Annotated in this window: 13 protein-coding genes; 7 read left to right on the top strand and 6 right to left on the bottom strand. The window is 40.9% G+C overall.

Features of this window, described 5'->3' with window-relative positions; genetic code table 11:
* Positions 1 to 5 precede the first annotated feature (5 nt).
* The 3 genes from rsmG to B2906_RS11440 are packed head-to-tail and all read right to left on the bottom strand — an operon-like array spanning position 6 to position 2,388.
* Entirely contained in the window at positions 6 to 650 is a 645-nt protein-coding gene (gene rsmG, locus B2906_RS11450; protein ID WP_219957896.1) for a 16S rRNA (guanine(527)-N(7))-methyltransferase RsmG, read from the bottom strand.
* Complete coding sequence (locus B2906_RS11445; RefSeq protein ID WP_091654944.1) at positions 650 to 1,261, bottom strand: RNA polymerase sigma factor; 612 nt, start codon at positions 1,259 to 1,261, stop codon at positions 650 to 652. The genes rsmG and B2906_RS11445 overlap by 1 nt, the downstream gene beginning before the upstream one ends.
* On the bottom strand, positions 1,252 to 2,388 hold the full coding sequence (locus tag B2906_RS11440) for a glycosyltransferase (protein WP_219957897.1): 1,137 nt from the start codon (positions 2,386 to 2,388) through the stop codon (positions 1,252 to 1,254). The genes B2906_RS11445 and B2906_RS11440 overlap by 10 nt, the downstream gene beginning before the upstream one ends.
* Positions 2,389 to 2,509: 121 nt before the next feature.
* Here B2906_RS11440 and tgt point away from each other — a divergent pair, with 121 nt between their 5' ends.
* Genes tgt through B2906_RS11425 form a run of 3 tightly spaced genes read left to right on the top strand, consistent with a single transcriptional unit; the run spans position 2,510 to position 5,630 of the window.
* Complete coding sequence (gene tgt / locus B2906_RS11435; protein ID WP_219959371.1) at positions 2,510 to 3,640, top strand: tRNA guanosine(34) transglycosylase Tgt; 1,131 nt, start codon at positions 2,510 to 2,512, stop codon at positions 3,638 to 3,640.
* Position 3,641: 1 nt separating this feature from the next.
* Positions 3,642 to 4,715 (top strand): LptF/LptG family permease, encoded by a 1,074-nt coding sequence (locus B2906_RS11430; RefSeq protein WP_144607344.1) that lies wholly within the window; start codon positions 3,642 to 3,644, stop codon positions 4,713 to 4,715.
* A complete protein-coding gene (locus B2906_RS11425) occupies positions 4,716 to 5,630 on the top strand; it encodes a DMT family transporter (RefSeq protein WP_144607343.1) in 915 nt (304 codons plus the stop codon).
* Here the strand turns inward: B2906_RS11425 and B2906_RS11420 are convergent.
* The 3 genes from B2906_RS11420 to ispE form a co-directional block, all read right to left on the bottom strand.
* Positions 5,627 to 5,884 (bottom strand): type II toxin-antitoxin system PemK/MazF family toxin, encoded by a 258-nt coding sequence (locus B2906_RS11420; RefSeq protein WP_255590459.1) that lies wholly within the window; start codon positions 5,882 to 5,884, stop codon positions 5,627 to 5,629. The genes B2906_RS11425 and B2906_RS11420 overlap by 4 nt on opposite strands.
* 223 nt (positions 5,885 to 6,107) lie before the next feature.
* Positions 6,108 to 6,362: a ribbon-helix-helix domain-containing protein gene (locus B2906_RS11415; protein ID WP_144607341.1), complete on the bottom strand. Its 255-nt coding sequence runs from the start codon at positions 6,360 to 6,362 to the stop codon at positions 6,108 to 6,110.
* A 202-nt stretch (positions 6,363 to 6,564) separates the two neighbouring features.
* Positions 6,565 to 7,374, bottom strand: a complete 810-nt coding sequence (gene ispE, locus B2906_RS11410) for a 4-(cytidine 5'-diphospho)-2-C-methyl-D-erythritol kinase (protein ID WP_144607340.1) — start codon at positions 7,372 to 7,374, stop codon at positions 6,565 to 6,567.
* Positions 7,375 to 7,902: 528 nt separating this feature from the next.
* Here ispE and ilvD point away from each other — a divergent pair.
* From ilvD to ilvC, 4 genes are read left to right on the top strand one after another with little or no spacing between them, the layout of a single operon-like run.
* The gene (gene ilvD, locus B2906_RS11405) at positions 7,903 to 9,582 is read left to right on the top strand and encodes a dihydroxy-acid dehydratase (protein ID WP_219957898.1); all 1,680 of its coding nucleotides are present in this window, start codon (positions 7,903 to 7,905) and stop codon (positions 9,580 to 9,582) included.
* A 4-nt stretch (positions 9,583 to 9,586) separates the two neighbouring features.
* The gene (ilvB, locus tag B2906_RS11400; protein ID WP_286939739.1) at positions 9,587 to 11,281 is read left to right on the top strand and encodes a biosynthetic-type acetolactate synthase large subunit; all 1,695 of its coding nucleotides are present in this window, start codon (positions 9,587 to 9,589) and stop codon (positions 11,279 to 11,281) included.
* Between the two features lie 6 nt (positions 11,282 to 11,287).
* Positions 11,288 to 11,788, top strand: coding sequence for an acetolactate synthase small subunit (gene ilvN / locus B2906_RS11395; protein WP_144607338.1), 501 nt, complete (start codon positions 11,288 to 11,290; stop codon positions 11,786 to 11,788).
* 39 nt (positions 11,789 to 11,827) lie between these two features.
* On the top strand, positions 11,828 to 12,871 hold the full coding sequence (gene ilvC, locus B2906_RS11390) for a ketol-acid reductoisomerase (RefSeq protein WP_144607337.1): 1,044 nt from the start codon (positions 11,828 to 11,830) through the stop codon (positions 12,869 to 12,871).
* Positions 12,872 to 12,883: the final 12 nt, after the last annotated feature.

Genomic DNA, 12,883 nt, shown 5'->3' with positions numbered 1-12,883 from the left:
TTTTTTTATCTTTTATCCTCCCAAGGCATATAGACCACTTTTTTGGTCTCAAAAAATTCTTCTTTGAAATAGTCTTCCAAATGATAAGTGACATAGGACTTGCCTGTTTCTTCCATTTCTTCATCCACCTCTCCTCCTTTGAGGTAGAGGATACCATTGGGAAACTCGTTGAAATCTTCTTTTTTGATTTTTCCTTTGACCCAAGGATAAAAATTGATCATTCGGGTCACGGCTCGGCTGATCACGAAATCGTATTTTCTGACTAAGGTTTCGGCCCTTACTTGCTGGGCTTCGACATTGCTTAGCTTCAGGGTTTTTGCCACTTCTTTGACTACGGTGATTTTTTTACCAATAGAATCTACCAAATGAAAGTGTGTGTCAGGAAATAAAATGGCCAAAGGAATACCCGGAAATCCTCCTCCTGTACCGATATCCAATACTTTGGTGCCAGGCTGAAATCCCATCACTTTAGCAATCCCCAAAGAGTGCAGCACATGATGCACATAGAACTGATCCATGTCCTTTCGACTGATTACATTGATTTTAGAGTTCCAATCCTCGTACAATTCCTGCAATCGGTCTAATTGCTCGATTTGTTTTTCGGTCAGATTAGGAAAGTAGGAAAGAATCAGCTGAGTGCCTGTATTCATCAGATGTGTTTTTCTTTGCCGGAGGCGATTTCATACAAAAGTTCACGGGAGCGGTGAAGTTGGGCTTTCACAGTTCCCAAAGGCTTCTCGAGTTCTTGGGCGATTTCCTCATAAGACAGCTCATCAAAGTATCTCAGCTGGACCAATTTTCGATATTTCGCAGGAAGCTTATCTACAAAAATTCTCACCATTTCTATACGCTGAGACTTGATAAACTCATCCTGAGGATTGTTGTCATCATCTTCCACATCGATATTGACTGCATTCCCACTATCATCAGACATGGTCGTGTTCAAGCTCATGGTTTTGAGCTTCTTTTTTCGGATGAAATCAATGGTGTTGTTTGTGGCAATTCGAAATAGCCAAGTTGAAAAGGTATAGTCTTTTTTAAACCTGTGTAGATTTTTGAATGCTTTTGCAAAAGCCTCCATCGTCAAGTCCTCTGCATCATCAGCATCCCGGATCATTTTTAGGATCATGAAATAAACAGCCTTTTTGTACCGCTTCATGAGGGTAGCATAGGCCTGCTGATCCTTTTCATCCACTGCCTTGTCTATCAGATCAAAGTCTTCCAGTGCTTTGTTAGAAAATCCGCGCTCGTTTACTTCCATTGAATGTCTTTTGACTGGTGAGAAACAGATCCTAAAACCCAAAAATAACCCAAATACAAAAAGTCATTGATCAGGATATTTGCAGGGACTTTGGAACCGTTGATCTTTTTACTTGCTGAGGTGAAAATTCCCAACAATAAAAATGATCTTACTAGAATAATACCGAAAACGATAAGAAAACGTTCCCAGTTGCCCTCCAAACCAAAATAAATCAATAAGCCAAGACCCCCAATCCAAAATAAGGCATGGGATAAAGCATAAAAGCCGATTTTTCGCTTATCCTCTCCTCTGTAATATTTTCCTGCATGCAGATGCCTTTTTTTCTGAACCTTGTATTCTTTCCAATTTTCTTTCGGTTTGGAAAGTGTATTAGCTTCCGGATCAATTACAACTGCAGTATTTTTCCCTGTTGCATACCGATTTACAAATAAGTCATCATCTCCCCCTTCAATATGCCAAATCCCTTTGAAGGCTTTCACTTCCATGAAAAAACTTCTTCTATAGCATAAATTTCGACCTACTCCCATGAAAGGAGCTTTCCATAATGCAAAGGACAAATAGTAAAGTCCGGTTTTCAGGGTTTCGAACTGAATCCATTTATTGAGGAAACCGCTCACGCGCTCATACCCTGAATATCCAATTGAGAAAACCTTACCTTGAGCTCGTACCGGTTGCGTCATTTTTCTGATCCACTGATCAGATGCAGGCATACAATCTGCATCTGTCAATAATATGACGTCACTTTTGGCCACCTTGATACCCAAGGTCAGCGCATATTTTTTGGAAGTTACGTGAGTGGGAGTGTACTTGATAGTGACTGATCTGAGTCTTGGATAAATCGCCATCATCTCCTCCAGCAACCTTTTGGTTCTGTCGGTACTTCGATCGTTGATTACCAATACGTCGTATTTGGGGTAATCTTGTTCGAATAGCTTGGGGATCAGGACTTTGAGATTTTTGTACTCATTATGAGCCGGAACTACCACCGTTACTGCTTCCTCGTCTGCTGAACTTCCACCAGATTTGGGCAATTTATAGAATGCAGTTCGCCCAAAAATCACCAATAAGTAGATGATCTGAATGAAAATGCCAATACCGAAGAGAAACCAAAGTAAAAATAGGCCCATAGGTCAATTTTGCTGGGCAAATATAAAAGACATTTAGGCATTCATTTAAGAATAAGTGGATATTTTTGCAGGCCAATCCCATCATTTCGTGGATGAAGTCCACATCATTGAAAATCAAGAGATGAAGTTTACCTTACAGCATACTGATCCACAGACCAAAGCCAGAGTCGGTACAGTCGAAACGGATCATGGAACGATTCAAACCCCTATTTTTATGCCTGTTGGAACTACCGGAAGCGTCAAGGCAGTCCATCAAAGAGAACTGAAGGAGGATATTCAGGCACAAATTATCTTAGGCAATACTTATCACCTCTATTTGAGACCGGGATTGGATATCATAGAAAAAGCAGGGGGGCTTCATCGTTTTAATGGTTGGGATAGACCTATTTTGACCGATAGTGGAGGATATCAGGTTTTTTCTTTATCAGGTAGCCGAAAAATAAAAGAGGATGGAGTGATGTTCAAGTCGCATATTGACGGTTCCAAGCATCACTTTACTCCTGAAAATGTCATGGATATTCAGCGGACCATAGGAGCTGATATAATCATGGCCTTTGATGAATGTACTCCATATCCTTGCGAGTATGGCTATGCGAGAAAGTCCATGGAAATGACCCATCGATGGTTAGATAGATGTATCACTCAGTTTGATTCCACCACTGGCAAGTATGGCTATAGTCAGACGTTTTTTCCAATTGTTCAAGGCTCAGTGTACAAAGACTTGCGCAAGCAAAGCGCTGAATTTATTGCCTCTAGAGAGCGGGAAGGGAATGCTATCGGAGGACTATCGGTAGGTGAGCCTGCTGAAATGATGTATGAAATGACTGAGTTGGTGACAGATATTTTGCCTCAAGACAAACCTCGTTATTTGATGGGAGTAGGGACACCGGCTAATATTTTGGAATGCATTGCCTTAGGCGTGGATATGTTTGACTGCGTAATGCCTACCCGGAATGCAAGAAATGGGATGCTTTTTACCTCCGAAGGGATTATTAATATCCGAAATAAAAAATGGGAGGATGATTTCTCTGCAATTGATCCTGCAATAGGTAATTATGCGAGTACTTTTTATTCTAAGGCTTATTTGCGGCATTTAACTATTTCTAAGGAGATTTTAGCTGCGCAAATCGCCAGTATTCATAATTTAGCGTTTTACCTATGGTTAGTAGGACAGGCGAGGGAACATATCCTCGCTGGTGACTTTGCCGTTTGGAAAGAACAAATGGTCAAGAAGGTGAGCACTAGACTTTAATATGAAACTACTCGACAAATTAATCATCAAGGATTTCCTGAAGACCTATTTCTTTGTGGTCCTGATGTTGATTTTGGTGGTTTTGGTGCTGGATTTTACCGAGAAAAACGATAAGTACATTTCCAACCAGGTTCCTGCAGGTGAGATATTGAGATATATGGGTAACTATGGGCTTTATCTCAATAATTTATTGACTCCCATTACTGTATTCATCTCTGTTATTTTCATTACTTCCAAAATGGCCGGAAGAACAGAAATCGTTGCCATTTTAAGTAGTGGGGTGAGCTTTGTACGATTATTAAGGCCATTTTTAGTAGGCGCCGCTTTGATTGGTGGGGTAAGCTTTTATCTGAATGGCTGGGTGCTCCCGTCGGCTACGGAAGGAATGACAGTATTTAAGATGGTCTATTTGGAAAAGGGGGCTCCCAATACAGAGCAAAACATTCATATCAAGGTGGGGGATAATAGTTATGCCTATTTGAGTCGATTTTTTAAGACAAGTAATACAGGGTATAACTTCACTTTAGAAACTATTGAGGATGGTAAACTCTTCGCCAAAATATCATCCGATAGAATAGAGTGGGATACTGCCAAAAATGTCTGGACTTTGATCAATTGGAGATTAAGAGAGCTGAAAGACAGAAAAGAAGAATGGTCAGTTGGAGAAAAAATGGATACTACTTTATCTATTGTTCCAGCTGATTTTGGAGTTCCGGAAAATCATCATGAGACCCTCAAATTACCACAGCTGAGTAAACAAATACGTATTCTGGAAGATAGAGGAGCAGATAATGTGGAGTATTACAAGATAGAGCGATATGTGCGCTTTATGTCTCCATTTGCAGCCTTGATACTGACCTTTATCGGGGTAATTATGTCTGCGAGGAAAACCAGAGGAGGCTCTGGGTTTCAGATCGCGATGGGTTTTTTACTGGCTTTTGTGTACATCCTTTTATTTATTCTGTCCAGAACATTTGCAGAAAATGGAGCAGACTATCCTATATTGGCGGTTTGGCTGCCCAATATTATTTTTGCCCTGACGGGATTAGTCTTGTATAAAACTGTACCTCGATAGATGCAATCCAGCACCATCAAAGATTATTTATTGCTTCATTTCATAGTTTTGATATGGGGCTTTACGGCCATTTTAGGCCTGTTGATCTCTCTTCCGGCCTTGGAACTGGTTTTTTACAGGACCTTGATTGCATCGCTGGGAGTCGCCCTTTTGCTTTTCTGGAGGAAGAAGCCTTTGCTTATTCCGACTCCCCAGATGTGGAAAGTGCTCGGGACAGGATTTTTAATTGCATTGCATTGGATTTTATTCTTTTGGTCTGCCCGTGTTTCGACTGCTTCCGTATGTTTGGCAGGCATGGCTACCACCTCACTTTGGACAGCCTTTGTGGAGCCTTTTTTCAATCGCACTAAAATCAAATGGTATGAAGTTGCCTTAGGTTTAATGGTGATTTCAGGCTTGATTGTCATTTTCAAATTCGAAACAGGATACTGGCTGGGAATGGCAATGGCTTTGGGTTCCGCTTTTTTAGCGGCCTGCTTTTCGGTGATTAATGGAAGGCTAACTCAGCGTCACAGTCCCTATCAAATCACATTTTACGAAATGGCCGGAGCCTGTTTGTTTACACTTTTGTTTATGCCTATTTACGCAGAGTTTTTCACTGAGGGAAAAGGAATACAGTGGGCATGGGTCGGAAATGATTGGTTCTGGTTACTGATTTTAGGTGGGGTCTGTACAGTATATGCATTTTCGGTTTCAGTGGAACTGATGAAAAGACTCACTGTATTTTCTATCAACTTGACGATCAATCTAGAGCCTGTTTACGGGATTGTATTGGCCGTATTGATTTTTGGTGAAAGTGAAAAAATGACTCCGGAATTCTATTTGGGTACCTTGATAATATTGGTTTCTGTTTTAACCTATCCTGTAATGAATTATTGGAACAAGAAAAGGAAAGCTGTAAGGACTTTGGGTTAAAGTTTGATCAGGTCTTCAACTGTTTCGAGTGCCTCTTTTAATTCATCAGAAGTGATTTTCCCCAGTTTTCTTATCAACCGCTCTTTACTCACTGAGCTGAGGTGAAAAATCAATAGTTCTGAACTCGAGCTAAGTCCATTGTCTGGATTCGGAGTTAAAATCGGGTTCCCTTTATACTTTTTGATTTTCGTGGTCAGCGGCGCAATCCAAATAACATTCAAATGGGTATTCATCAAATTGCCGCTTAGGATCACTGCGGGTTTTATTCAAGCTTGTTCCGAACCCCGATTTGAATTTAGATCAATATACCAGATTTCACCTTGCTTCATGATCTTCTACTTGTTTTAACCTGAAATAAGCATTATAAAATCTACTTCGATCTCAAAATACTTCAAAATCAATCGCTTCACTTCACTTTTCGATCTCACCGTAGCGGTGCTACGCCTCGATCTCCAAAGTGCTTGATTTTCTTGCATTTTAATCTCTCGCTACGAATTCTAATGCATAATTCAGGTTTAAATAGGAGGCCATACCTTCTTCAGCCATGGATAGCAAGTCTTGGTCTTGAGATGCTTTTTGGAATGATTTGATATACTCAGCCCTTTTTAGATGGTCCAGATATAGCGAAAGAGCTTGCTCAATCAATTTATTTTTCGGCACTGAAAGGTTTTTGGCTGCTGCTGAGAGTTTTTCCAAAAGGTCATCAGGCAAGGAACTAGTGAAAGTCGCCATGAGATTTATATTTATATTTTATAAATATAAAATTTAAATAAATTTTATGGATATCCGCTTTCTTACCAGTAACAACAAAATACGGCTTATTGTCTGCTAAAAGGATCAGAATCCGGAAGCTTCGGTCTTCGGTCATCGGTCTTCCAATCGGCCAAGCAAAGAAAATAAGGCAACTGGCATGATAGCGGATAATCAGATAAATTTATTTCAAATCGCTTTCAAAAATGAAATAATCCTTATCAATTGAAAAGGACTTGGGTTTAGATTCAAACAGTCCAAAAACTGTAGATCCAGAACCGGACATGGCGGCATAAAAAGCTCCAGCCTCATATAGTTGCTTCTTAATTTTTGCAATTTCCGGATGATTCTGGAAGACACTTGCTTCAAAATCATTAACCAGCTCATCTTTCCATCTATTTCGGTCTGCCAAAACTTCCTCAAGCTTTACCTTAGGTGGAGATGGATTTACTCCTGCATAGGCCTCTTTGGTTCCTATATGGATTCCTGGGTTGACCAGAATTAAATGGCATCCAGTCAGGGAAAGGTCAATGGGTTCTAAGAGTTCCCCGCGTCCTCTGGCAATTTTTGGAGTATTTTCAATAAAGAATGGACAATCACTGCCCAATTGAGCCGCATATTCTTCCAAGAAAAAATTATCCAGATGCAGGTCAAACAGGTTATTCATCAATGTCAAAGCAAAAGCAGCATCCGCGGATCCTCCTCCCAGACCGGCACCCATAGGGATGTTTTTGTGTAAGTGAATCTTTAGATTGGGTAATCCTTGGAAGTCCTTTCGAATCAGCTTTTCCGCCTTGAGAATCAAATTATCCTTTGAATCACCGGGAATCGATAAACCTGTACTTTCCGAGCCACCCTTTTTATCCAAAATCATTTCCAAAGCGTCATAGAGTGGAATAGGAACCATACAAGTTTCGATTTCGTGGTAACCATCCTTTCTTTTGGAAGTGATGTGAAGCCCGAGATTAATTTTTGCGTTTGGAAATGTGATCATCAGAAAAGTCTTTTGACAAAAATAGAGGGATTTTTTATGTGATAAAGGTCTAAAGTAACAATTGAAAAATATGCAAGGATTTTCCTAAAAATTATAGGACTTCGGATGAAAGGATTTTTTTCTTATAAAAAAGGAAACGAAATGAGAAAAAATTTGAAAATAGTGTAAATCAATATATAATTTTGAAAATCGGATTTTTTTAAAATCATATCTTTAAATTATAGCGGTTTAAGAGGTTTATGCAGGTTTAAATTTTGATAAAAATGAATTTACGATACTTTATATTTTGACTTGGAGATAAAAAGGCGAATTAAATATTGTAAGTCTGATATTTCGGGTTTAAGTTTGAATTCTAATTCCTGAAAAGGATGAATCTCAAACCGAAAGATATGTACCCAGTAGTCTTTTTGCTAAGCTTTATTATTCTCATTGGATGTTAATGTGAGGCACTAGACTATTATTCATAATGAAATAAAAATGAAAGTGCCTCAGACCAATGAGGCACTTTTTTTATACCCAATTAAACCTATGACCCTGAAAAAATACAGTTGGGAAATATCAGATAATCCCGAACATCCGGCCGGAAAGGCCATGCTTTATGCCACGGGCATGAGTGATAAAAAGATGAAACAGCCTTTTGTAGGGATAGCAAGTTGCGGATATGAAAGCAATCCCTGCAATATGCACTTGAATGACTTTGCCGGTCTGATCAAAGATTCCTCTCAGGATTATGATCTGACCGGTTTGGTTTTTAATACCATCGGTATTTCAGATGGGACCTCTATGGGTACACTGGGAATGCGCTACTCCTTGGTTTCCAGAGAAATCATTGCAGACTCCATAGAGTCCTTTATACTCGGTCACTCCTTTGATTCATGTGTCGCAGTTGCTGGCTGTGATAAAAATATGCCCGGGGCGATCATTGGGATGCTTCGGATCAACCGTCCCTCGATTATGGTTTATGGAGGAACGATTGCCTCGGGTAATTATAAAGGCGAAAAACTCAACATCGTTTCGGCATTTGAAGCTTTTGGAAAGAAAATCCAAGGGACTATCTCTGAGGAGGATTACGATGGAGTAATCAGAAATGCCTGCCCGGGAGCAGGTGCATGTGGAGGCATGTATACTGCCAACACCATGTCCTCAGCGATTGAAGCTTTAGGAATGTCATTGCCTTACTCTGCTTCCAATCCAGCCAATTCACCTGAAAAAATCCAGGAATGTAAAGATGTAAATCACTACATGAAGATCTTGCTGGAAAAGGATATCAAACCAAAGGATATTATCAGTAGGAAAAGTATTGAGAATGCAGTTCGTGTGGCTATTTCATTGGGGGGAAGTACCAATGCTGTACTTCACTTATTGGCGATAGCCAGAACTGCAGGGGTAGATTTTACTCTAGAAGACTTTAAAGAGCTCAATGCCAAGACTCCGATGATAGGTGATTTCAAGCCTTCCGGAAAATATCTGATGGAAGATTTACATGAGCAAGGAGGTCTTCCTGCATTCATGAAGTATTTCTTGGAAAAAGGATTTTTGCACGGTGACTGTCTCACTGTCACGGGCAAAACATTAGCTGAAAACTTGGAAGGAATTGATCCAATCGTTCCTTCTCGAGTAAATGTGATTCATCCTGTAGAAACCCCCATCAAAGAAACGGGTCACCTATGCATTCTTTCCGGAAATCTTGCTCCAGAAGGTGCGGTTGCAAAAATCACAGGGAAAGAGGGTAGATTATTTACAGGTCCGGCTAAAGTATTCGATTCCGAAAAAGAAGCCAATGATGCAATCCGTGATCATGTAGTAAAAGCCGGAGATGTGGTGGTGATTAGAAATGTAGGGCCTAAAGGAGCTCCGGGAATGCCTGAAATGTTGAAGCCAACTTCCATGATTATTGGAGCTGGACTGGGCGCAGATGTAGCATTAATTACCGATGGAAGATTTTCGGGCGGTACTCATGGCTTTGTAGTGGGGCATGTCACTCCTGAGGCTTGGACAGGTGGGCCTATCGGTCTACTAAAAGGCGGAGATATGGTCACCATAGATACGGATCATCAATTGCTGTCTGTAGACGTTTCGGAAGCTGAATTTGCTGAAAGAAAGAAAAGCTGGTCTCCAAAAGTCATTGAGGACTTGCAGGGTACTTTGAAAAAATACAATAAACTCGTTGCCACCGCCTCTGAAGGTTGTGTCACAGATAAATTCTAATGCTATGAAGGAATCAATGATCAGAGGGGCGGACATCGTAGTCCAGTCTTTAATAGCGGAACAGGCAGAAATTATTTTTGGCTACCCCGGAGGTGCAATCATGCCTGTATACGATGCATTGTATGACTATCATGAACAAATCAAGCATGTACTGACCCGACATGAGCAGGGAGCCATCCATGCAGCTCAAGGCTATGCCAGAGTATCCGGTAAAGTGGGTGTTTGTTTGGCTACTTCAGGTCCAGGGGCAACGAATCTCATCACGGGTTTAGCAGATGCGCAGATCGACAGTACTCCTTTGGTTTGTATTACAGGACAAGTAGCTGCGCACCTATTAGGTACAGATGCTTTCCAGGAAACAGACGTCGTCGGAATTTCTATGCCTGGCACCAAATGGAATATTCAAGTAAGAAAGGTTGAAGATATTGCACCAGCCATAGCCAAAGGTTTTTATATAGCCCGTTCGGGAAGACCAGGGCCTGTACTGATCGATATTACCAAAAATGCCCAAGTTGACTTTGGGGAAATGAATTATGCCCCTTGCATGGGTTTCAGATCTTACAAAACTCATATACCTGTTGAAAAGACGGCCATTCAGGAAGCTGCTGAATTGATCAACAAGGCAGAAAGACCTTATATAGTTTTTGGTCAGGGCGTAGTGTTGGGAAAGGCTGAGACGGAGTTGAAATTCTTTTTAGATAAAACAGGCATTCCAGCGGCATCAACCTTATTGGGTTCAGGAGCTATTTCTCAAGATCATCCTAACTATGTGGGAAAACTGGGTATGCATGGAAATTATGCCCCCAATTTATTGACCAATCAATGTGATGTATTAATCGCAATTGGGATGCGCTTTGATGACCGAGTAACCGGTGATTTGAAACGCTATGCAAAACAGGCCAAAGTCATTCATTTGGAATTGGATCCGGCAGAAATTAATAAAAATGTCAAAGCAGATATCCCTGTTTTAGGAGATTGTAAAGAGAGTTTGTCTCTGTTGACTGCGGCAGTATCAGAAAAGACACATCCATCCTGGATGGCCAAGTTCCGGGAGCTGGAGCAAATGGAGAAAGATGCTGTGATACAGCATGATATTACTCCTACCAAAGTGGGCTTGACGATGGGAGAAGTAATTAATCTTATCAATCAATACAAAGCAGATGATGCGGTCTTAGTCACAGATGTAGGACAGCATCAGATGATAGCCTGGAGGTATTTTCATTATAAAAAGACCCGAACTCAAGTGACTTCTGGAGGTCTGGGTACAATGGGCTTTGCTTTACCGGCTGCTTTAGGAGCACAACTTCATGATTATTCCAGACAAGTGATTTGTGTAGTAGGAGATGGAGGAATTCAAATGACTATTCAGGAATTGGGAACCATTATGCAAACCAAAGCTCCTGTGAAAATTGTCCTTTTGAATAATAATTACCTCGGTATGGTGAGACAATGGCAGCAGATGTTCTTTGATAAGCGCTATTCATTTACCGAACTGGATAATCCTGACTTTGTAAAGATCGCTGAAGCTTACAGTATCAAAGCTCAAAAAGTGACAGATCGAGGAGATCTGAAAGAAGCAATTGAAGATATGCTGATCCATGATGGTCCCTTTTTCTTAGAGGTAGTAGTGGAAAAAGAAGATAATGTATTCCCGATGATTGCCACAGGATGCTCTGTGGAGGAAGTAAGACTAAGCTAAAAACGTATGAAGCGATATACCATATTTGTCATTACCGAGAATTTCATTGGCATACTCAATCGGATTACGATCATTTTTACCCGAAGAGGGATCAATATAGATGCCCTCACTGCCTCAGAAAGTAGGCTGGAGGGAATCCACAGAATCACGATTGAAGTGACTGCTACCGAAGACACGGTAATACAGCTAGTTAATCAGATCGAAAAGATTATTGACGTGATCAAAGCCTTTTATCATGAAGATGAGGCTGTAGTTTATCAGGAAATTGCCCTTTATAAAATCCCGGTTTCAAGATTGGACGGGGGTTTAGAAAAAGTCATTAGACAGCATAATGCCAAAATCATTGCTGCTGAGCCTGATTTTGTGGTGCTGGAACTGACCGGGCACAAAGAGCAAACTCAGGAATTGTTGGAAATCCTCAAAGGATACGGACTGCTGGAATTTGCCAGATCCGGAAGAGTAGCCGTGGCAAAAAGAATGCTTACGATTGACTCCCTGTTAAAATAAAAAATTGAAAATCAATCCATTAAATCTAATAATAACACTATGAAATTGAAATTTGGCAGCGTTGAAGAAAACGTAGTAACCAGAGAGGAATTTCCTCTGGAAAAAGCACGGGATGTATTAAAAGATGAAGTAATCGCCGTGCTAGGTTATGGTGTACAGGGTCCCGGACAGGCACTCAACCTGAAGGACAATGGCTTCAACGTAATCGTTGGCCAGAGAAAAGGATCTAAAACTTGGGATAAGGCAGTTTCTGACGGCTGGGTTCCGGGAGAAACTTTATTTGAACTGGAAGAAGCCTGCGAAAGAGGAACTATCCTTCAGTTTTTGCTTTCTGATGCAGGTCAGATTGCACTTTGGCCAACAGTGAAGAAGCACTTGACTCCTGGGAAAGCCCTTTATTTTTCTCACGGGTTTGGCGTAACGTATAAAGATAAAACAGGAATCATACCTCCGGCGGATGTAGATGTGATACTGGTAGCACCCAAAGGGTCCGGTACCTCTTTGAGAAGAATGTTTGTGGAAGGTAGAGGACTGAATTCTTCCTATGCTATTTATCAGGATGGAACCGGTAAAGCCAAAGACAGAGTAATTGCTTTGGGAATCGGTGTAGGCTCAGGATACCTATTCGAGACAGATTTTTATCGTGAAGTAACTTCTGACCTGACTGGTGAAAGAGGAACATTGATGGGAGCCATACAGGGGATTTTCGCGGCCCAGTACGAAGTCTTGAGAGCAAACGGGCATACGCCATCAGAAGCATTCAACGAAACAGTGGAAGAACTGACTCAGTCTTTGATGCCATTGGTAGCAGAAAATGGGATGGATTGGATGTACGCCAACTGTTCGACCACTGCCCAAAGAGGTGCTTTGGATTGGTGGAAGCCTTTCCGTGATGCGACCAAGCCGGTTTTCGAAGCGCTATATGACTCTGTGAAAACAGGAAAAGAGGCTCAGAAATCTATTGATTCTAACTCCAAGTCTGATTACAGAGAAAAATTAGAAGAAGAATTGAAAGAATTAAGAGAGTCTGAAATGTGGCAGGCAGGAGCTGTTGTCCGTCAGTTGAGACCAGAAAATAACTAAAACCCAAAAAAT

This window comes from Algoriphagus sp. UBA3586 (assembly GCF_002376385.1).
GTDB lineage: Bacteria > Bacteroidota > Bacteroidia > Cytophagales > Cyclobacteriaceae > Algoriphagus > Algoriphagus ornithinivorans.
Note: the sequence above shows the minus strand (reverse complement) of the source record. Positions and strands in the feature narration are given on the sequence as shown.

Excerpts from the sequence above, each read along its gene's own strand:
- rsmG (WP_219957896.1), bottom strand. The coding sequence starts at position 650 with ATGAATACAGGCACTCAGCTGATTCTTTCCTACTTTCCTAATCTGACC.
- B2906_RS11445 (WP_091654944.1), bottom strand. The coding sequence starts at position 1,261 with ATGGAAGTAAACGAGCGCGGATTTTCTAACAAAGCACTGGAAGACTTT.
- B2906_RS11440 (WP_219957897.1), bottom strand. The coding sequence starts at position 2,388 with ATGGGCCTATTTTTACTTTGGTTTCTCTTCGGTATTGGCATTTTCATT.
- tgt (WP_219959371.1), top strand. The coding sequence starts at position 2,510 with ATGAAGTTTACCTTACAGCATACTGATCCACAGACCAAAGCCAGAGTC.
- B2906_RS11430 (WP_144607344.1), top strand. The coding sequence starts at position 3,642 with ATGAAACTACTCGACAAATTAATCATCAAGGATTTCCTGAAGACCTAT.
- B2906_RS11425 (WP_144607343.1), top strand. The coding sequence starts at position 4,716 with ATGCAATCCAGCACCATCAAAGATTATTTATTGCTTCATTTCATAGTT.
- B2906_RS11415 (WP_144607341.1), bottom strand. The coding sequence starts at position 6,362 with ATGGCGACTTTCACTAGTTCCTTGCCTGATGACCTTTTGGAAAAACTC.
- ispE (WP_144607340.1), bottom strand. The coding sequence starts at position 7,374 with ATGATCACATTTCCAAACGCAAAAATTAATCTCGGGCTTCACATCACT.
- ilvD (WP_219957898.1), top strand. The coding sequence starts at position 7,903 with ATGACCCTGAAAAAATACAGTTGGGAAATATCAGATAATCCCGAACAT.
- ilvB (WP_286939739.1), top strand. The coding sequence starts at position 9,587 with ATGAAGGAATCAATGATCAGAGGGGCGGACATCGTAGTCCAGTCTTTA.
- ilvN (WP_144607338.1), top strand. The coding sequence starts at position 11,288 with ATGAAGCGATATACCATATTTGTCATTACCGAGAATTTCATTGGCATA.
- ilvC (WP_144607337.1), top strand. The coding sequence starts at position 11,828 with ATGAAATTGAAATTTGGCAGCGTTGAAGAAAACGTAGTAACCAGAGAG.